Origin of the sequence: Paenibacillus sp. GYB003, assembly GCF_036577625.1 — a bacterium.
GTDB lineage: Bacteria > Bacillota > Bacilli > Paenibacillales > NBRC-103111 > Paenibacillus_AB.
Map to the genome: position 1 here is coordinate 85,835 of NZ_JARBDC010000038.1, position 21,588 is coordinate 107,422.

The window sequence follows — 21,588 nt, forward strand, 5'->3', positions numbered from 1 at the left end:
ACGTGTAGCGAAAAAAAAAGACGCGTAAACAGCCTCGATAGAGGCAATTTACGCGTCCTTCGCTACGATCATATTCACTTATACATAAAGATATACGATCAGTTTCTGGAATTCAAGCTTTTTTTTATGCATTTCGTGGAACATGCTCAGTTTTCGCCTTAACAATACCTATATACCCCGAATGTCATGGGTACCCATTCATTTCTTTTTATCTTGATTTGATTCGAGTTTGGCTTGGACAGCTCGTACAAACGCTTGTGCATCTTCGTCCTCGTCAACGGAAACGTCTTTCAATTTACTCATTTTGTTTTCCGGTCCGTGATCCAGCTCAACTTTATGCATTGTAGGATCGGGAGGTTGTGTCGTCTTTTTCATGAATTCGGTCATATTTTTTGAGAACGAAAACGTTTCTTCTTCTTGGGTCGCAGATACGACGGACATGGATCTGTCGTCTTTACGTTCATCGTGTAACACGGGTTTGGCAACGCCAAGGTTCGGTATGTGATGATCAGCTGCAGGTAGCGACTCTTGAGATGATTGCCTTCCTGATTTGTTGGGTCCCGCTTCCTTTCCAGAAAATCCATCAAACCGCGAAACCAGGTTCTCGTGCTCATTGAATTCTGTCTCTAGTTCATCAGTTATTTTTTGGATTTCCTCCACACCGTCTTCCGGCGCCACTACAGATTCGATTTCCGAAACTGCCTTCAAGTCAACGTCCATTCGCCAGTAGCTCATGAAAAATTCCAAAGCTTCCGGATGGAGTGCTGCCTCCCATTCCGCTGCTTCGCCTTTATCAATAAAATCACCTTCCGCAAGGAAAGCCTTTTTCGTGCTCCCTTCATAAACAAGCCGGCAATATGAAAACTTAAAAGGGTTAAACATAATATCATCCTCGGATGCGACAGCGACCTCCTCCCGCGTTATGCTCTCAGAATAGGAGAAGTTCGGATTTTGCATCTTGTCCGGCGTAATACTCTCACGGACCGTCATGACGTCAAGGTTTTTCTTCCCGAAATACTTGGACAACTTTTCTGCGTCAAAATCGGTTACACCGCCATACACTATGAGGTTCCGAGTCGTACCCAGTGTTGCATCGACGAATTTGTCGCCGAATTTAATTGCGAATTGCGAGAGGGTTTGACATGCTACAAAAGGCGCGAGCTTATACTTTCTTCCTTGACTGGCCAGCTTCAAGAAAGGCCGGTTCATGTAATCGTAAAACTCGTCTACATACAAACTGACCAACGCACGGGTGTTCTCGTCTCCCTTTCTACGAAATACCGCATTTTGAACAGTCATCAGCACGAGTTTCCCAAACGCATCCGAAACGTCGCCGAGCAATCCGTTATCGGTATTGCAGAGCAAAATGCCTCCTTTGGCCATGATGCGGTCAATATCAACCGTCCTCTCGTTCATAAAAATCCGAGCAAGATAAGGGTTCATGATGAGGTCTGACAATAAGTTTCGGGTCTGCCGCGTAAACTCACTCTGTTTGTCCAAAACGATTTCTCGCCCTTCGTATTCGTGACCCCTCGGATATTTCTGAACAATCCCGTCACGATCGACCATGATCGCAAGCGCATCGTTTTTGAACCATCGGATTACACGCTTAACCAACATCCAGTAGATTTTCTGGTCTTTCTTCATACTTGCGATTTCTTCGTCTCTTGGAATTGTTTTTTCAACCGCAATAACTAAATCCATCGTGAATCGTGGATCCTGGTACATTCGATCAAGGTCCATCAAATCGCAATCATTAATGCGGTTAATTTTCAATAAGTAGATGTACATTTTCAGGACGGTCCGGCAAGCCTGACGGAAAAATTCGTTACTAACCTCACTCATGCCGTCGAGAACGGCAGTAATGGTTTCTGCTACTTGAGATAATGGGCCAACAAGTACATTTATTCCGGGTGTATCCTCGTTGCTCGGGTCTAAGTAAATGATAAATTCGTCAGGTAAGCCATGTTTCCGAGCGACATCATATGCGGAATCGCATAAATCTTTTGCAGGCTCAATGATAATCGAGCCAATCAAGTATTTCGCCATGGCACGCTTGAATTTCTCTGAGTTTACACCGTACTTTTTGGCCAGACGCGGATAATCGTTTATCATTTTCTGGACATGACCCATATCCTGTCGGAATGCTTTGATGATCTTCATGGAAGTCTTCCCGCTCCCCGGCGGGCCCAGTAGCGTAACACCCAGCTGCCTGGAATCTCCGGTCAATACCGCCGGCACCCCGGTATCGACTCGAGTCGCCAACGTGATGTCCGGGAGGGTACCTGCCTTTTCGTCGCCAAATCTTCCAAGCCATTTATGCTCAAATTTATACTCGGCAAACCAAGTTTGCACGACCTCATCGTCTCGATAAAGTCCGATGATTCGTGATACAACGCCAAACGCCACAAAGTATGGAATTAACAAAACACCCATCGCAATGATTTGAACGGACTCTCGATGAAGTCGACCCTTGTATAAGGATTCGAAATTATCATGTATTCCGACGAGAGGTTCAAAACCTATCGGCATGATATAAAGCGAGCTGTAGTAACAAATGCTCAGAACAATCGTGATGCTACACAGGATAAAACTGAATCCACGCCGGCGCAATGTTTTCGTCAGGAACTTTACCCGCGTTCCCAACAGCCATGTCGCCAATGGAAACAACGAAAAATAGAGAAGCATCCAAAAAGGTGATTCATCAGGTGACGAGTAGAACCAAATCAGCAGCGGAAGTGGAAACGGCAGCTCTTCTGCCAACCCGCTTCGAGATAACTCATATTTCCCCCATAACAGGGAATACGTCATCGCAAGGACTGATACCATTGATACAAATACGATGAAATGGGTCAGGATGGCTAAAATGAGTGGTGTCCATTTTCGAAAGTGAAAATCGCGTATTCCATCAGACACTCTGTTCATGATCGACATGATCGCTTCCCTCCCCCTCAATGACGGATTCGCCATTATGCAACTCGATCCAGCGAGTCCCTTTCTTCTCCGTCGTATGTCTCTTAAAGACCGGACCCCAACTTTTTGTTTGTTGAAAGTCTTCGAAACTTACGAAGTACACATTATGTGAATAAAAATCTATAGGGAATACATCCTCCATAAACTCGTCTCGATTGGGGTATAGAAGGATGATCCTGGCTTTTGAAACATTCCCCCATGCCCCTCCTTTCGATAACCATTTTGCATATTGCTCGGCTTTGGCCAAAGGATTCACCCAACCCTTTCGAGCTAAATATATGAAATCAAGTTCTTTAAGGTCCAGTTCATCGAACCGGCTCCGGCTCCCGCTCCCCCGCTTCTCATCTTGAATCACGTAAAAATCCGGAATTCCTGGACCGTAGGTAGTAAAATCCCTCCATTCTTTGCCCGCTTCTGATCTTGGATCAAAAACTCTTGCATTTCTTCCTTCCTTGCTGTTATGTACGTTGAGCAAATTCTGAAACGTTTCAAAATTGCTCATCTCTAGATGACCAACCAATTGTTGGCCATTGATGACAAAGTCGGCAGCGGTCAGAATGGTTTCATATTCGTCACAGTGCAATACGCTCAGATCATCATTTATTAACACAGTTCTCATGACATCGACAATGTTCCGACGCGTATTTCTGAGCCGTTTCATACTATTTGGCAGAATTGTTTTTATTTCATTATCACCGTTGGTTTTGTCGATCTTAGAACTCAACCGGCCCAAATAATTAGCAAATACCAGCATTTTAGGAAAAGATTCTTTTTCTCGTGCAAGCGTTTCTATGATGGACTGATATTTGACGACTAGTTCTTTATGTTTCATGGAACCCGTGTCCATCTCTAAAACCATCATTGGCTTGAAAAATGAGCGCCAGTCCCAAGTTCGGCCGTCCCCGATCTTTTCGTATAATCCATTCAAATGTTGATCTCTAACCGAAAGAGGATATACGAAAGGGTGTAGTTCATAACGCTGATTTTCAATTATCGTTTTGTTTCCGACATTCGGTTCATACAATATCCAATCAGGTTTGTAACTCGTCTCCGAATTATTCGGATCGCCACTATAGTATCGCCGCCATTCGGAATCAGGAACAAATATTCCCGCTTCTTTCAACTTTTGTTGCACCCTTGATATCCAATCCACAATCATAAAATGGTGTTTCTTTTGCGCACGAACTTTTAAATCATTTATCGAGTAGTAGAGCCTCGCCTTTCCTTTGGTCCAAACAGGAATCTCAAGCGAATGCAAAATAATTGTTAATCCTAATTCAGTCAATGCGTACCTGTACTTTATGTGCAAAGATCCTGACGGTTTCGCATCATCGACCAGTTTTTGGATTACCTTGCGTTCGGTCAGATATACCAGTTTGCTCCACAGTGTGTTCTTTTTCATGTTGGTTACGCCTAATCGATAAAGTTGGTCCGATGATAGCGCTCGATAAAAATACAATGCCATAAGGATGTTGAAGTCATTCTGATTTTCCATTGTAAGTAAGATTCGCTCATCGATCGAATATTTTTGCTGCTTTTCCTTCCGCGTTAACTTTCGTCTCCATCTACGGTTTGTTGATCCCGCCAAATAGTATCCTCCGCCTTTCAATGCAATAAAAAAAGACGCAAAAATCTCACCTGACACAGGTGTAATTTTTGCGTCCTACGCTTCAACGATTGATTTTTCGAGTTTATTATACGATTCAAAGTTGAAGTTTGACAACCATCGTTTCCCAAAATCTAACGTTGAAGAACAGCATACTACTTTCAAAAGCAAGATCATATTTCCGTTCGGAAAAATAATCGGGGGCACTTATCTTACCCTCGTTCCGCGCAAGGTATGAGTTCAGATAACGGTGATTTATTTCACAAATGTATTTGATTCTATCGAACCTTAATAAAATTAACACATTTCATCACTATAGCTCCGTCTGACTACACCCTCAGTTTGTGGAAAGAAAATGTGGAAAGATGAACTTTTCACAAACTGCTGCTTACTCCAAACGAATGTTCCACATTTCTTCTTTCCACGGCAAAAATACCGTTCTACGAAGACCTCAGCTAACACTTGACTTGAATGGCAAGGTAATCATGCCAATCATCCAATTCACCCTCTTTGCACTCTCATGGGTAAGTCCATGTTTTCCATGATCGTCATTTAAAAATACAAATTCAAAATGGCTTTTCATGGCTAAGGTGAATTTGGACGTTTCATTCGAAGAACATGCGTAAGTCAAGATTAATCAATTACGATCATTACCGAAGCAGTTCGCGTGACGATGGGGCCGGAGTAGGCAAGCTGTCGTTCCATTACTGGTGCAAAGACTTCGGCAGCACGATGAATGAAAAGAACGTATTCTCTACCGCGGATACGACATTGTTATGCTTCGAGAACATATAGTTCCATGCAGGCTAGTCCTACAGAATAGGGGGAGTCAGAAAATTGAGTACGGGAGGGAGAAGATGAACTTCAGTAATAGATAAAGATGAACAGGGAAGAAGATAGAATTTATATGAGGTTCTTTATGAACCATTTATAAGGTTCTTAAAGAACCACTAAAAAAGCCCTCTATCAGAGGGCTTAGTGTTATAGCTTATCCAGATCCTCAATCGTAAAACGTTTCTTGGGAATTGGCTGAGAATCATCAATCTCAAGCTCGTCCAAAGTGATTCGCTTCTTCTGTGAGGTCGCCGCTGTCTGTGAGAAGACATCGTCGAAACCAGACAACTTGGATTTCGATTGACGTGCTGCTGCCTCGAGCTGCTCACGACGCTCCTTCTCCTGCTGATATCTCATCATGAGCGTATCCAGCAATGTTTCAGGAAGTGAAGGAGTGACGGACATCCCCAAAACGTATGAAGTGGTATCGTTAATTGCAGATGACTCCAAAACGGCTGTATGTAGCACTGGAGGACGCCCTAGCAAATCATTAGTTATTGGTTTGATACTGTCGATGCTTGCAGCTGGAAGCTTTCGACGCGGACCAGTGATAACCGCGATTCCCCCGGCTAATGACTTCGTTACGTCAAGTGAAGCAAATACTTCATTTTGCTTAAAGAGTCTGTCTATAGTAACCGGTACATTAAATTCATCCTGATTTTGTATTTCTGCTCGGTTTATTGTCATCCATCCTGGGGTGGAAAAAATTTCAACCAACTCGGTGTAATCCATTGCTACCTGCCCGCCGAGAAGTGGAATGCAAAGAGCTTCAAATAGAGTGCGAGCAACTATCACATTGCTATAGTCTAACGCAGAAAGGGTCCGCTGTTGATGGACAAGCGGTTGTTCTCTTTCGTAAAAATTGCGCATAAACTCATTATCCACTGGTAAGACTGTCCCAATCTTCTTATTATCAATAAAGTCCTGCAACACTTTAATTCCGGAAAGAGTGTTTCTCCAAATTTCCGGGTTCGCTTCATCTCTCATTGGTATGCTTGCTACTACCATGATTGTTGCGTTGCCACGTTCTGTACGCATTCCAACCATATCACGTACTTTGCTGATCCATTCCAAAGCTGTCAACAAAGATCCATTGCCGGTACCGCCCCCAAGAGCAACCTTAACAATAACGAAATCGGCCTCCTGTGTATCTAAGGCAAGTTGTTTAAATCTCTGGACGTTTTTTTGTGCAATCATGTGGCCGATCCCAGCATTTTTAGCCGTACCTTCGAGTTTACCTCTGTCGGGGTCAGTTAATAAGATTTTCCGTTTATTATCGATCCAGTTCTGCTCGGACCAATCACTTGATGCGGAGTTAACCATCCACGAATCGAAACCAAAACGAGCAAGTTCTGCTCCCATTCGCCCTCCGCCTTGACCAAGCGTAACTATTTGAAGATCAAGCATATCTTTCAGTCGAGATTCAGCTTCAGAACCGTCTTTAGCAAAGGGCGCGAGTTGGTTGTAAATTGCGCCGAGTTTCATATCTCGAAAAGAGAACTTTAATGGCAAGGGGACTCCTCCTCAATATATTAAATGAATCATATGTTCCTATCATAATGGAATGACGCGGGTTCGTTCGAATAACTCGTATTGTTCATCCGTCAATTTTTTAAATGATTCTGGGGGCAACGGTGGAGGATCCAATTCGTTTAGTATGTATTCTGCGAGTTGTATTCCTCGAACTGTTGGGAAATACGGAGTACTTGCCCCATAGCCATTTTTATCACGGACGCAAACTATGAACTTAGTAGCTTCCAGAATTAGAAAAGCGTTATCATATCTTCTCCGTTTTGTGTTCCAATCCGGCAAATACGCCTTTAAGAAACCATTACGTTCTCGAAAACGAATTACCTGCTGAAAGACATAGAGCACATCTCTATCCTGTAAATTTGTAGCCAAAAATGCTAATGTAGGTTCGTCATACTGAAACGTATCGGGCAGTAGCATATTTGGATGCAGGACCCTCCCTTCATTTGTTATGGTTCCTTATGAACCATTATACTCTATTACACCTCATTTTTCCATCATTTTATATGGTTCTTTATGAACCATATAAAACAGAAACCCATAAACATCAGGGTTTATATATGGTTCTTAAAGAACCAACACATATCAAAAAAAATAAGAAGCGGTCGCACCCATTTCTGGTGCGTCACTTCTTATTTTCTTCAGCAATCAGTCGTTCATATACGTACTTTTCGATAAACTCCTCCCGATCCGAGCTCTTCCCGAACATTCTCTTGAAAACTGAAGTTTGACTATCCCACAACTTTGCTGCTTCAAGCTTCAAGTTTCTGTACCGCTGCAAATTCTCTAAAGTATCTGTTCCACGTGATGATGCAATCTTAATTTGTTCTTCTAACCGAGATAGGTGACCTCCATCACCAAATAGCTCTTTTGTTGACCCTTCAATGTTTCCAACTAAGCCAGTCAAAGCTTCATGCTCTTTTTTTAAAGATTCAAATTCTTCCATTAGTCGAGCATGATTTTCATTTGCTGTCTCCAGTTCACCAAATAAATTTTCATGTTCATCCTTTAGATTACGGTAACTCTTATCAAGCGACTCATAGCGTTTTTCCATTCTCAACATTGCAGAAAATACTATATTCTTCAGAGTCTCCATGTCTTTAACTTGTGATAGTGAACCATTCGCTACTAGATCCATTACGTTTTCATCGGAGACTTTTGGAGCATTCATAATTAGTCCGGTAGCTAATGACTTTATATACTTTTGCTGATGGTTTAGAACAAAACGTAATATGGCAACAATTTTCGCTTGAACTATGTTGTATACAGTCCATACCCAGTTCCTACTTGGTTTGTCCAGGTTGAAATAAAATATTAGATTATCGTCATCCTTTTCGTTTAGCCACCATCTCACTCTATTCTCATTTATATATGACTTCCCTTCAATGGGATCATAAAGATAAGGATATTTACTGAGAATCTCTACAACATCCTTAGTACTGTAGAGTTTCGCCGAATCAAGCGACAAGATATCAGGTGATAATAGATCGTATTCCTTTGGAACATGATTATACAAGTTATCATTTTCGACGGCTTGTTTCAATTCAGAAACACGTCGTTCTTGGTCAGAAATAGCTTCATTTACTTCACCCATATCCAACACAATCTCTTTCCTATCATGTTCATTCACTTTTCATTCCTCCCTTTAAATGGCTTTACATGGATGATCACAATTAATAATCGCGCCAGCAAATTCATTTCACAATTATATATTAATCAGAGTTAGGAGTTGCTTGGCGCTGCTGGGTAAATACAACGGAAGAATTTCTATGACTAAATTTATGTTTGCTGTTATTGGATAAACGCAACGGATAAATTAATATATACCGATTGTTGTTTGCTTTTATTAGATAATTCCAAGTTAAAGATTGATATTATCAATTATACACTTGATGTTCATCGATAGTTTTTAATTAAAATTCAACTATTTTCGATTTATCATTGATGATCGTGGGTAATCTATATTTGATAGACTCTGATATACGCTTTGTCATTGCTGTTCATGGCTAATCTTGAATTTCTTATTAATTCGAGATTCTCAATCATGGCTTTTGCTAAATGTTAGAATAACACATAATGGCCATTACTGGGTAGTGGCCATTTATGAATAATCGAAGTTAATTTCTTGCAATAGTTAGTTGTGATAGGTAGGGAAGGGAGGAACAGTCGCATCAAATAAAGCCGCGGAGCGAAAGGAACGACATATTTTCCAGCCAACACTTGCTTGTCGACGGGACGGCGACCGGTCGATTCGATATCGGCGTGGGGAAAGTAGCGCTGACGTGCCGATTGCCGCGCGAGGATGGGCGCTTGGTGGCCGTCGAGAACGAACCAGCAATAGCGGAGAAGCTGCGGGCGAAGCTTGGCGCAAGGCGAACGTACGGATCGTCGAATGGAAACGCCGCTCGACATGCTTGGGCTTCCGCGAGGACCGTTCGGCGTCGTCGCGATCTTTCCTTTCGCCATTACGACAGGTTTTCGATCTTCTGCTCGCTACGCCTGCTTCCTCGTTCGAGTGGGGCGGTTCGTCGTAAAGCGGGGGGCGGGGGCTGCGGCGTACCGGTTCACCGATGACCCGGTGACGGACCCGCGCTTGTTGGGATGGCGCATGAGAGGTACGACCTGAAGATGACGCACACGATTTCGCGCGACAGCTTCGCGCCGCGGCCGCGCGTCGACACCGCCGTCCTGTGCGCTACGCGCAGGAAGCTTCCGCAAGTCCCCGACGGCGGCGCCGAATAGTTTTTGGCGCTGGCACGCACAGGCTAAGGGAGCCGAGGCTCCCGTTGTTCGAAGCGCTCGGCGACGTCTTTACGGCGCCTCAGCTGAAGGCGCTTTGCCGCGCGTTCGGAGTAGACCGGAACGCGGCGGACGGCAAGCAGGACGAGAAGCGGTGGGCAATCGCTTACGAGACGATGTGCCCGTAAACGGATCGTTCGGGTTGGCCGAGAGTGGGGAGTCCGAACGATGCTTCGCGGATAGAGAAAGAGAGGAGAGGAAAACTGCTTGCGGCGCTACCGTCGATCGCACTGCTTGTGCCCGTGTCGGGGGCGGAGTGGGCTGAAGCCGGTTCGACGATATCGGAATCGGTTGTCGTCGTTCGTTCGGCCGATCTTTACGCAACGCCTGAGAAAACCGGCCAGCCGCTCGGCGTCGTGTCTGGCTACGACGAGGAACGCTGGGAAGTCCATTTGCTGAATACGGTCGAGCTGTATAACACGTCCGCTGAGGGAGACGCCGTCGGGGCATGGATCGCTCCGCAAAAGCTGAAGGCGACCGGAACGATATTCGTTTCAGCCGAAAGATATCAATTCGACCCGTCGGTTCGCATCCTTAAGAGGCGAGTGTCTTCGAATCGACACGTGGCTCGGGGACAAATGGATTTATAAGCCGGCCTTTATGGAGAAGATGAACCGAAAGGAGCAGTCATACGCATTGAAGCTGACCGGAGAGGCGAAGGCGTATCCGCTCCCGCACGTCGAAGGTCCCGGAGAGACGATTCCGGCCGGCGTGGTGCATGTGACGGCAAGTGCTTGGGAAGGGCGCGACATGTGGTCGCCTCACTGGTACGAGATCGAATGGAACGGTGAGAAGCTTTGGTTCTGTTCGGAGACACGACACCTGGATTCAGTATCGGACGTTGAAGCAGCCGATCCGGCTTACGGAGGCGACGGACGTGTACGAGAAGCCGAGATATGGAATAGGTGGTGAGGAGCTTCCGCCCAGCACCTATGAAGTGATCGAAGCGACCGGACCGTGGGTGCATGTGAAGACGGCGGACGGTACGGAGTAGATCGATATGGAGAACGCGCTGTGCGGCAGAGGGAACGCGCCGTCTGGATCGAGGAGGACGTGAAGCTGTCGGAAAAGACGGAGTCGTATTACTATCCGCAGACATGAGACGTGTACCATGCGAAGGGTTCTTCTCGCCGCAGACGGCGAAGTCGTTCGAGCGGTGGACATCCGAGGACGGGAAAGTAAGGTACAATATCCAAGCGGCAGGCGGAGCCGAATGGGTGAACGAGGACGGCGTCGTCCCGGCGGACGCCGGCGAAAAGCAAGTAGCCGGGGGGGCGGGGCCGCCTCCGGCCCCTTGGCTTGAACTTACCAGTCCATCCCGCTCTGCTCGAGCAGTTGGGAAACAGGCCCAACTGGATGAACGAGGGTATCCGGAGTAACCTGGTCGACCTGCGAGACGGGGGCGAGAGGCGCAACAGAACTGACGGGCGAATTGGAGGCTATTAGAATGAGGGGGGGGAGGAGTAGACCTCATATGTGTGCTGCAGCTGAAATGAAAATGGTCGCAGCATGTGACTTGGGGTCAGCAACACAACGACCATACAATTAATTACATAGATTCGAGCCTAATATTTTGAATGTACCATACTTTTGCGGGAGGATTAGATTCTACATTTACTAACTCTACAAGTTCAAATAAAAATATTTTTTTTGTACCATTGGTTAAAGTGACTATGATCCTACAAGGTAGGGGAGAATAGTTAATACTAGGAATATCGATGATATACTTTTGCAATTCGCCCTTTTCCCATAATCGTACGAGCTGGTAGAAGTCGTTCTTTAAGTCCTTTGACTGAGAGACTAAATAGTTAGGTTCGAGAAATGAGACTGCTTGTTCTAATTCGCCGGCGTCTAAATTTGCAACAAACAATCGTATAACTTCTTCGGGTTTATTACCGACTGGTTCACCGACATACGGCTCATCGAGCAATGTATTATCAGAATTGAGTACAGGAGGAGAAGGGACTTGATTTTCTGTTGTTGAGGTCATACGGCCATATAAAAAAATACTTATAACCAGTAATACCCACAGCAGAACTCCGCAAACCGTCCAGCTTTTCCAAGAAATAATCTTCACCGCCCACTCGGTAAACTAATATATTTTAGAGGATTGTCATATTGTCCGTCTTTCAAAACACCAAAATGCAAATGAATTCCCGTCGACCTTCCTGTGCTTCCCATGATACCAATGACCGTACCAGCTTTAATTTGTTTCCTTACAGATATACCGCTTTCGATACTCTTAAGATGACCGTAGACAGTTGTAACTCCGCTATCGTGTCGAATATATACAGCATTTCCGTATCCACTAACTTCACCTGCCACGGTAACCTCACCATCCGCCACGGCAAAGATTGGCTGGGGGCGGTCATCCATTTTACCGTCAACGATCGGTCTGCCAATATCGAGCCCGTTGTGGAAATCAATCTGGCCAGTAAAGGGGTCAACTCTTTTATAGAATCCAGAAGTTATTCGAGTCGAGATGGTCGGCCAGATCCAATTCCCCGATCCTGTCGAAGGATGATCACCCCACCAATCGTCCCCTCCAGTAATGGAACCATAGATTCCTTCATATCCGTCTAAATAATTGGCTTTGTTTACCCGGACTGTGTCTACTAACAATTTAAAATCTTGATGCGTGAATTTTAATCTTTTGAGAGTGTTATCGAACTTGGAAAAATCAGTCTCGGAGATTCGATTGTCTAAAACCCATACGGTTGATTCCGATGTATCATCGCCTGACGAACTCGATGAGAACTCCTGACGATATGTAAAGGTTTCGATCCTATTCCACGCATGTGCTTTTGTAATCAATTGTTTATCCACGTCCCAACTTGACTCAGAAACTTCCTCCCTCGGTTCATTCTCACCTTCCACATAGGTTCTCGTAACTGTGCGAGTATAATAATGGTCGGTGAAAGTCTCCATTTCAATATCAGGTTTTAGACTACTGATAAGTTTATTCGGATCTATTTCCCATAGTTTTTTCTTTTCTTTTAGTATTCTCTGGTTATCAATAAATTGAACTAGCATTTGTGGAGGCCGATATTCTGCATATTCCGAAGAGTTCATAATTGCAGCCTCATATTCGGCTCTCAATTGATCTGGCGTTTTGGGGGAGCCACTTTTGCTAGAAAACCATCCGAAAAACGGAAATACGTACATCAAAGCTCCCCCGACAAATACGATAATCAAAAGTATCAAAAAACCTTTTAGACCGAACGCGCCGGCAACAGCCAATAACATCTTACCAACCAGCGCGATACCTTTTCCAATTGCGATAAGCGCCTTTTTCCCAAGTTTAATTAATAATTTTCGAATCTGCTTCTTTGCATAGTTTTTTGCCAATGCTTTGGCTTTATTGGTGACCGCAGAACTCATACGATATCACCAGTAAAGTCCTTAGAGGCAACTGATTTCTTCCTCCGGATGTCAACGTGATTCATCGGATTCCGCTCGATAAAGCTCATTGGATTAATAGTTTTGCCATCATATTTAACGTTATTTCCTTCAGAGTCGAAGGAGAATGCAGGCTTTTCCTCCTCGACATCTCTTCCGGCAATTGTCTTAATCGTAGTTGCAGGTTTAAGTCTAAAAATGCCATCTTGCTTGCTAACATGGTATTCTTTTATTGCTTGCTGTCCTTTTGCTAATGAAATGTTACCTCTGCCAACGTTTGAAATTCGCTCGTATTCACCATTCTCTGCTTTTCGTGCAAGCCAGGAACCGTCTTGTGTTTCGACCGTATAAATTTGTTCTCCTTCAGCAAACGACCCTGCAGAACTTGTTATGCCACTAAATTTACTTGTCGCAAAATCAGCCCCTAGATCATAGCCGCCGCGGCCAAACATCATCGCCCCAACAACGCCGCCTGCTTGTTCAGCTGCAGCTCGACGATAAATTGGATCATTGGTGAATTGTTTAGAAGAAACAACGGTTCGACCGGCACCGACAATTCCGCTTGCAACACCAACCATTTTTCTTTGAAAAGGTTTGAGCTCTTTGCCATCGTTTTCTAAATCAGTAATCATTGTTTGGTATGAGTCCTTAGTTTTGTTCATCCATCGACTGCCAAGTCCATAAGCACCCGATCCCATTCGAAAACCGGCCGAGTCCCCAACCGAGGCAAACCCCTCAGCGAATGCGGTTTGTCCCATCACACCAAGCCCGACGCCAGCGGAAGAACCCGACATCCGCATGAAACCTCTGCCAAATCCAGAAGCAATCGTGGCGAACCCCTGTAAACGAGCTTGATGAGCGGACCTCGCAGGAGACATAGAATAGGATCCTTCTGTACGAGGTCGATAATTTACAGCCCCGCCATACTGTTCCCGTGGTCTAACATGTCCTTCGTCCCCTCCCGATGTATTTGCATATCCGCCAGCGTTTCGGGAACGGATCATGGAGCTGCCTTCCCGGATGCCCGAACTAATGTCCTTGTATGCTCGTGCAGCATGGAATATTGCCCCAGCCCCCGCTAAAGTGCCAGCAGTTGCAATCATTCCAGCATTTTGACTCGTTGCGCCAAGAGCAAATCGTATTGACTCTGAAATGGGAATGAACATGGCCAGAGCCATTATTAATTGCAACCAGCTGATATCCTTGCTTTTGAATAACCAGAAGAACAACCAAAACAATGCCGCATGAATGAACTGAGACATGATTTGTGCCCAAAGTTCCTTCATGCAATGACCAGTAATTCCTTTTAACATCGGGAAAAACATGGTTCCTATCCATATGGGGGAAAGAATAATGAGTGCTGAGATCATTAGTAATCTCTGCATGTAAAAGGCTTCGAACCAAATCGAAATCCCGATACTAAAAAAGTTCACGATTAATTTTTTCAGGCCGTTCATCTCTTTTGCCAAATCACTAACCGTTATCCTTTCGCCGGCTCCAGTTACATTGCCTATGAGATCAGCACCGTAATCCGATAAATTTAAGGGCATTCGAATATCGCGATCGAGAAGGGAGACACCCATTGCGTTCAGTTGAAAAAACAGACCTACAATTGTGAAAAAATTCATGAAAAGCAGAAGGGCGGTGGTGGTTCGTATTCCAACATCGATCACATTTACTTTTAAAGTTGATGATAATGGTGACAGCGAATACTGGACAAACAATTTAACCAGGGCGGCAACAAAGAAACTACCGACGAAGATGCTGAAGATTGTATACCCGCGAAAAATAGCATTATTGAATTCTTCCTTCTCATACAGTCCCCAGTATTTTGCCTTACAGTTATCGCCATTGTTGTCACAAGACAAATGTTCTTGGAACACATGTTTGGCTGGCTCACTGATTCCCAAAAAGGGGGAGAGGATATTATCAAAAAGAGTTACAAAAATGTCCACGTACCACGGGTCATCTTCATCATTTGCTGCTAGTGCCACTGATGGGGTGAAAATCGAAAAGACAATGACGACCAGGAAAATTACTGCCAGCTTTTTTCTGTTCTTCATAGGTTTCACCCCTTAGCCGGCTTCTCGTTCAGGGTACAAGCCGTTTCTGGCTAAGTACTCGGGATCCGTATCAATAAATTTCCGTATTTCATCCGATACCGTAACTTTTATGAAAGCACTGGATCCTCCGACCCTAAGAATACCTTCGCCTCTGCTCTCATCTTCTTCCGATTCTGGAGGTCGTCTACATATAATCTCGAGCTCACCTTCAGAGAAATTAAAGATGGACTTAAGCTTTTCTTTTTCTTCCTTCGAAATGGAGCCAATTCGTAGAAACAGGCCACTAGTTGCATTTTTGACGACAGCAACGCCGTCCTCATCGTCAAGGAATGGAGCTAAATCCTGAGTAATAATATCGATGCCGCCGTTATATTTCCGACTGCGGCGAGCAAGCTCCTCTACAAACTGCATTCCGCCAGGAACTCTTTTCAATCGCCAGCCTTCCTCAGCTTTAATCCTTTTGCGATATCTTCTCAGAGATGGACGCTTAATAAAATATTCCCAGCCAAGCATCATGATCGTGTGCATGACCAGTTCATAAATATCAGAGCCTTCAACACTTTTAATATTGAAGTTGACCCACGGAATACTGTCGAAAATATCATCGACGTTTCTATCTTTCCCAAACGAAGTTTGTCCATCAAATAGTTTGCCGTCGGGTTTATCTCTCAAATACCCTCGGAGCACTTTTAACAAGCGTTTTGCGTCAGAATCTGTAATCTCTCCAAAGGTTAAGGTATCCAAGTTATAATCGCTCGTGCAATTGATAAGAATTTGCATATAAATATCCGTTAACGTAAACTCCGGTTTCCGGACTCGCTTATATTGAATTTCACCATTCGGAAGTCGAACGGGAGTTTTTTCTTTTTCATATAGGGACTCAGGATCTTCGGTAATCCCTTTTTTAGTTATGACGTCCGAGATTGCCTGTTTCAAAATTGCCTTTTCTTCAGCCAATAAGCCGTCCAGTCCTTCTGATTTGCCCATTAGCTTATCGTAGAATTTAATTAACTGACCTTGCTTTGTTCCAATCGGAACGACTACTTTCGTTATTCTCCGTCCATCTTTCAGCGTTACGTCAATTTCTTCTTCCGTCATGGCGCAAACATTCAGGCAAACATCTCCGCCTTCTCGGACCTCGACCTCAGCTCCCCCCATTAGAACGCAAATCGGGCCCATTTCTCCGTCCGGATCGATACTGAATATTTTTTGTCCAAGCAGGCGCTGACAGCTTGAAATATATTTATTTGCGAAAGATTTACCAGACCCTGAAGCCCCTACTATCAAGCTTGAGTAATTATCCAGATAGGGAGCGAAAACGTTTAGGAATTCCATCGTAAATGTGTGTTGATTAACACCCAAAGGCACGCCGCCCGAAAAAGGAATCCTGGAAGAATAAAATGGACTTGCTGCTACGATGGCGGTTCTATCAAAAAATCGGCGGTCAACAGAATCCGTTAGCCGGTTATTGCCAATCGGAAGGGATGATAACCAGCCGTCGCGCTGACGATTGTATAATGTCCTCAGATTGTGGTCATTTCCAATTAAATCGTCTTGAATCAACATGCCGATCTGGTCCAACGTTTTTTCATCTGGAGCGAATATGGTAAGGACCAGTGTTCCTAGAAGTCCATCATTATAACCATCTGAAATTTCCTCAAGCAATCGATGGGCATTGTCCATCGATTTTTCGGCTTCACGAGCTTCGATGTCATTCCCGCTTCGACGCATTTGAATCAGGCGCGCACCCTCGTCCGTTGAAGCCTGCTTATACTTCTTTATGGCTTGACTTTTGGTTAATTTGGTATGATAAAACGTTACATTAAGAGCTCCGGCGCGGTAAAGGGAATCGAGAGCCCCTGTAATGAGATTGGTATCACCAAAGTCCAAAATAAAGGACCGAAAACAATATTCCGATCCCCCGCGGTCGCATTGGTAGCCACGATCCTTAGGATGTCGAGGAATATGATGTCCGTTCAAGCCGATTACATCGAGCAGTTCAAGGCGTTTAACATCAAAATCTTTATCTTCATCTGGCAAAGTAGAAAGATCCAATGCATTATTGCCTTGGGTATTTTTATTGCTTTTAAAACTAAGTAGTTTTTTCAGAATCTTCATTGGTCTCCTCCTCTAAGTACCGGTACGAATTTCTTGAGTAATCGCTATTCACAAAAGGGGAGAGGATGCCTTCTTTCTCCATAAGTGTTCGAAAATGTTGCAGACTTCCGTTTTGTTTATTGAGAGCAAAGTAGATGGCTTCATACAGATCAACTTCGGAACATATCTTGCAACGTCCGCCCATTCGTTTGTAATTCATACGAATGTTCCCCGCGAGTCGACCAAACTCATTTCGAGCTTTCAGAACAATCGATTGTTCGTCCAGTCCGTTTAAATGTTTATCCGAATATTTTAAAGGGACGATAAAGTAACGTTGGTAATCAAACTCATCGACGGTTTGCTGCCATTGCCGCATAAACGGAAAAAATATCCCTTGTGCAAATCGTTGGGATGTTGGATCAAGATCAGGAAATGCCTCTTCATACGGTTTTAGCTGATCGCCCAAATCAATCGGACGGGAAGAAATATGAGTTGCCGTACCTACTTCACGTCCAGGGCCAAGTGTCAAAGAAGCGATAAGATGTTCATAGGCATTATCCGTTTCCTGCTGCTCAGCAAATGAACGAAGTAAATAATTGATAGGCTCGCACTTTACCGCTCCGACGAAAGTCCGGACTCCTTTTTTATCCTCCTTCAACTCAATGAGGTCACCGTGGAAAGCCTTGATACCAAGTAGTTCCTTCAGTGTGATTTTCAATTCAATGTCTGGTTTTTTATCATCGACAGTCTCTTTTTTCTTCTTTTTTTTATCACCATATTTTACAAGCCAGGGAAGGAGAGGCTTATCAAAAATCATGCAGTACAACATCCAACCAACAAAGCCTAACCCGATGTACATGAAAATATCCCAAATCCATTGTTGATTCATTAACGTTTCCTCCAGACGCCTGCTTGTGTGGAGTTATGGCGAAAATAATAGAAAAGGTGACGGTCCATGTAGTAGCCCGTCTGCGGATTTTTAATCAGCGCAAAATAGAGAAACGGCGACCAAATAGGGAGTAATACAAAGATCAAGATTATCATTCCGAAAAAACCCAAACTATCACTGTAAAGGGTCTGCAGTAGTTGAACATAGACGATACCGGCCACTGCTATATAAGCTACTTGGCGATAGGAGAGATTCTTAACCGTTTTCCTTTCTTTTTCCGTATCAAATGGCATTATGGCCTTCACTATATCGCCCTCCTTAATTAAATACCCCCCTCCAAAATGGTGGGGGGCAAGTAGCTGCGACTACAGGTGATAAGTAATATTTGATGATCCTGACGGCGTAATGTACGGCACAGAAACGTCGGATGCAGATTTTTGCGAATCTTGGATAATCCAGTTGGCGAGAGCCGGTGCTTTTGCGATTCCATAAATCGAAATCCCTGCACAAACGACAGCACTTATTCCGATTGCTCGCTTCGAAGCGTTCCCAAGGCTCATCCCGACGATAATGAAGCCGATTATTATGCACGCGACTACGATTAATGCACCAATGATTCGTATCTTCCAGATAAGACTTTCAATGGTGTCGTTGATATCCTCGACGGTTCCGGTGCCGTTATCACCGCCGATAGTCGGTATTGTTTGGTTATCTGCGTATGCCGCGTTTGTAAAAGCGAAGAAAAGTAGAAGAGCGACCGATACACCGATGATCGCCGGCATTACGCGATTAATTGGGCGAATAAGATTCATGTTTGTCTCCTTTCCGATTAACTCACATATTTGAGAAGTAGCGTTCACAAATGATTCATACGATTTTAACCCCCTTCTTAGCGAAAACAAAAAGACGCAAATAGAACCCCGTTAGGGTTTTATTTGCGTCCTTCGCGATCAAACGTATTAATTTCTATCCATATTCTACATGATTAGCTCCGCGCTTGACAAGCATCAAATATCACCGCTTTACATATCTTGGAGTTTGATTTATGATTATGAGAAAGTAAGGAAAAGTAAGGAGGTTTCAGATGCGATACTTAATTGGTGTTGTAATTGCAGCTTTTATTGTTTCCGCATATATGTTCATCCCTGAAATAAATGAGTGGCTTATTACTATTGGGCTTTTCGAGGATAAAGAATCTTATCGCGAACCGATCTGGATATATTTCTACATGGTCATTTTTATTACAGTCGCATTAGCCGCATTTATCGGCGTCGGCATATTCGCAGGAATTGCAGTTTACGGAAGTTCGTGGAAGAGGGCCGTAGAGCGGGCGAAAAGGAAATCGAAAGCTGCATATGGCGTAACGTTTTTATATTACTTGTTCCTAGACAAAAAATACTATTCCAATTTTGGTCAGGATATTCGGAGTTACCCAATGAGAGTCGTAGAGCATTACGAAAAAATGAACAATATAACAGGTTATGCGGATTCGGCAAATAAAAACCAGTACGTTCTTGATCATTATGAAGAATATCGCACGAGACTTGGATGGCCACACATTTCGATGGATCATCATTTATGAAATGAATTCGCGAAGGAGTGAAAAAAATTGCCGAATGAAAAAGGGTGGCTGACGAAAGAGGAAGCTTATGCTACTGGTTTGCCGATATTTATGAAGACGAACAGCATGAAACCGGGACATTGGACACATAAACCGTACGGTCACGCAGTGCTTTTGACTAAGACTCGCTGCGAACAACTTAAAATGCCTACGATACGAGATGGGAGAGAGGCTCCGTCTGCATATCGGTATGCGCAAGGTGCGGCTAGTAGATACCGTTACGTGCCGCTGTACGATCGGACAAGCTTCTTTGAGTCAGGGGAGTTGCCGTACAGCATATTGCAAGATGACGAGATTATGGGTAATCGATAGTTCTATCGCACGACAATAACTGGATATTTTAAACACTTGTATCCACTATACACAAAAAGGACGCTTTGGACGTAAATCAAGCGTCCTTTTGTTATAACTGACGCAGCCTTCCCACGAACTAATGCTATTCCTTCCGATATATCTCAATCCGTAACTCGAGTTCCTGTTCCTCTAATTCAAGATTGCCAATAATCGCTCTGAGTCGTTTCATAATACGGTCAGGGGTACCAGACTCGTTGAATCTCATAATTGGGAAAGAAGATTTGTCCGAGATTGTGGTAGCCATCTGTGTAGTTGCCAAAGACGTTTCGCGCTGGGCTACGACCGCCGAAGAGTCTTCAATTACTTGATATTCGGCATCTATGACCTCTAGGTCCGGAGTGATCCTCTTCCTACTTTGTTCCGGCCTCTGCTCCGAATGGATTTCGCGTGATCCAGCAAGACCAAGAGCCTTTAAGTGGTAATAGAAATTTCCGACCGTAACTCCCCAAGTCTCACGAATCGTGTGGTCTGATGTTATGGTGCGCCAGAACTTTAGCAGTTCCCGACGAAGGTCTTTGTTTAGGTTTTTCCAATCTGTAAATGATAGGAGAGCCCCTTTATTTGAGTGAAAGAACTGTTGATCTTTCTCGCTTAGGTTCATGCACCGGTCTCCTCGTTGGAATCTATATTCTCGAACAAATCACCGCAGCAAGTTTCGCAAAGGTATATTCTTTTGAATGGTACCAAGTCGACCGCTGACCCACAAGCCGCGCAAGTCTTCTCGAGCTTCTCGACTATAACCCAATCGCCTTCAGTGTAAATTTCAAGATCGGATTTATGTCCGATTCCCAGTGTTCGCCGAAGTTCAGTTGGAATTACTACACGGCCTAGATCGTCTATTCTACGAACTATGCCGGTAGGCTTGATCGTCCGACGTTTACCATGTATTTGGGTTGGATTTCTCAAACGCTCAATTTCGCGCAGCACAGCTTCCCTATCACGAACACGTTCAATTGATGAAAGGGACTGTTCCATGATTGCAAGGAGAAGTACTTTTAGCGACTCAAAATTTCGGGGGAGTCTTGTCGAACTATCCAAGTTTGTCCAGTCCTCCTAGAAAAGTTTGATTACTTTTTCCATTATACCAAAAAAATGAAAGGGTCTATTGTACTATTTTCGTGACAGCGTCATAGGTGCATGACCAAGACATTGACTACCGTCTATTAAAGCTTGTGTGAGCTGCTGAACATCTTATTATAGTGAGCAAGGTATGCTTACGAAATCGATCGGTGAAGCGCACTGGCGGCGATTGGGAGGGGTCCTTCGAACTGATGGGTCCGAAGATTCTGCAGCTCGTTTCCGACTACGTGCAATAGAGAACGTACAACCATTTGCTCCACTAGAAAGACTAGTGCCTGTTTCACGGCGGCGACATGTCGGGCGGGGCGTGGGCAGCGCCAACGATTGGCCGGAATGTTTCAAC

Annotated in this window: 16 protein-coding genes; 3 read left to right on the plus strand and 13 right to left on the minus strand. The window is 44.3% G+C overall.

Going from position 1 to position 21,588, the window contains the following annotated elements:
* Nucleotides 1-198: 198 nt before the first annotated feature.
* From PV407_RS13735 to PV407_RS13750, 4 genes are all read right to left on the minus strand, one after another.
* On the minus strand, nt 199-2,934 hold the full coding sequence (locus PV407_RS13735; protein ID WP_332090502.1) for a type IV secretory system conjugative DNA transfer family protein: 2,736 nt from the start codon (nt 2,932-2,934) through the stop codon (nt 199-201).
* Nucleotides 2,909-4,375, minus strand: coding sequence for a hypothetical protein (locus PV407_RS13740; protein WP_332090503.1), 1,467 nt, complete (start codon nt 4,373-4,375; stop codon nt 2,909-2,911). The genes PV407_RS13735 and PV407_RS13740 overlap by 26 nt, the downstream gene beginning before the upstream one ends.
* 1,185 nt (nt 4,376-5,560) lie before the next feature.
* A complete protein-coding gene (locus PV407_RS13745) occupies nt 5,561-6,925 on the minus strand; it encodes a hypothetical protein (RefSeq protein WP_332090504.1) in 1,365 nt (454 codons plus the stop codon).
* A 643-nt stretch (nt 6,926-7,568) separates the two neighbouring features.
* Nucleotides 7,569-8,573 (minus strand): hypothetical protein, encoded by a 1,005-nt coding sequence (locus PV407_RS13750; RefSeq protein ID WP_332090505.1) that lies wholly within the window; start codon nt 8,571-8,573, stop codon nt 7,569-7,571.
* A 1,156-nt stretch (nt 8,574-9,729) separates the two neighbouring features.
* Here PV407_RS13750 and PV407_RS13755 point away from each other — a divergent pair.
* Nucleotides 9,730-9,870, plus strand: coding sequence for a hypothetical protein (locus PV407_RS13755; RefSeq protein WP_332090506.1), 141 nt, complete (start codon nt 9,730-9,732; stop codon nt 9,868-9,870).
* Nucleotides 9,871-10,583: 713 nt separating this feature from the next.
* Nucleotides 10,584-10,736 (plus strand): hypothetical protein, encoded by a 153-nt coding sequence (locus PV407_RS13760; protein WP_332090507.1) that lies wholly within the window; start codon nt 10,584-10,586, stop codon nt 10,734-10,736.
* Nucleotides 10,737-11,291: 555 nt separating this feature from the next.
* On the opposite strand, the gene PV407_RS13765 is transcribed toward PV407_RS13760, so the two are convergent.
* From PV407_RS13765 to PV407_RS13795, 7 genes are read right to left on the minus strand one after another with little or no spacing between them, the layout of a single operon-like run.
* Complete coding sequence (locus tag PV407_RS13765) at nt 11,292-11,819, minus strand: hypothetical protein (protein ID WP_332090508.1); 528 nt, start codon at nt 11,817-11,819, stop codon at nt 11,292-11,294.
* Nucleotides 11,816-13,123, minus strand: a complete 1,308-nt coding sequence (locus PV407_RS13770) for a M23 family metallopeptidase (RefSeq protein ID WP_332090509.1) — start codon at nt 13,121-13,123, stop codon at nt 11,816-11,818. The genes PV407_RS13765 and PV407_RS13770 overlap by 4 nt, the downstream gene beginning before the upstream one ends.
* Nucleotides 13,120-15,204 carry a hypothetical protein gene (locus tag PV407_RS13775; protein WP_332090510.1) on the minus strand — a complete coding sequence of 695 codons (2,085 nt, stop codon included), beginning with the start codon at nt 15,202-15,204 and terminating at the stop codon, nt 13,120-13,122. Before PV407_RS13775 ends, PV407_RS13770 begins: the two co-directional genes overlap by 4 nt.
* 12 nt (nt 15,205-15,216) lie before the next feature.
* Nucleotides 15,217-17,322, minus strand: a complete 2,106-nt coding sequence (locus tag PV407_RS13780) for a VirB4 family type IV secretion system protein (RefSeq protein WP_332090511.1) — start codon at nt 17,320-17,322, stop codon at nt 15,217-15,219.
* Nucleotides 17,297-18,190 carry a hypothetical protein gene (locus PV407_RS13785; RefSeq protein WP_332090512.1) on the minus strand — a complete coding sequence of 298 codons (894 nt, stop codon included), beginning with the start codon at nt 18,188-18,190 and terminating at the stop codon, nt 17,297-17,299. Before PV407_RS13785 ends, PV407_RS13780 begins: the two co-directional genes overlap by 26 nt.
* A complete protein-coding gene (locus PV407_RS13790; RefSeq protein ID WP_332090513.1) occupies nt 18,190-18,495 on the minus strand; it encodes a PrgI family mobile element protein in 306 nt (101 codons plus the stop codon). Before PV407_RS13790 ends, PV407_RS13785 begins: the two co-directional genes overlap by 1 nt.
* Before the next feature lie 60 nt (nt 18,496-18,555).
* Nucleotides 18,556-19,002, minus strand: a complete 447-nt coding sequence (locus tag PV407_RS13795) for a hypothetical protein (RefSeq protein WP_332090514.1) — start codon at nt 19,000-19,002, stop codon at nt 18,556-18,558.
* Between the two features lie 272 nt (nt 19,003-19,274).
* Between PV407_RS13795 and PV407_RS13800 the strand changes: the two genes are divergently transcribed.
* A complete protein-coding gene (locus PV407_RS13800; protein WP_332090515.1) occupies nt 19,275-19,772 on the plus strand; it encodes a hypothetical protein in 498 nt (165 codons plus the stop codon).
* A gap of 475 nt (nt 19,773-20,247) precedes the next feature.
* Here the strand turns inward: PV407_RS13800 and PV407_RS13805 are convergent, their stop codons facing one another.
* Both PV407_RS13805 and PV407_RS13810 read right to left on the minus strand, forming a co-directional pair.
* On the minus strand, nt 20,248-20,766 hold the full coding sequence (locus tag PV407_RS13805) for a hypothetical protein (protein ID WP_332090516.1): 519 nt from the start codon (nt 20,764-20,766) through the stop codon (nt 20,248-20,250).
* The gene (locus PV407_RS13810; RefSeq protein WP_332090570.1) at nt 20,763-21,032 is read right to left on the minus strand and encodes an AbrB/MazE/SpoVT family DNA-binding domain-containing protein; all 270 of its coding nucleotides are present in this window, start codon (nt 21,030-21,032) and stop codon (nt 20,763-20,765) included. Before PV407_RS13810 ends, PV407_RS13805 begins: the two co-directional genes overlap by 4 nt.
* Nucleotides 21,033-21,588: the final 556 nt, after the last annotated feature.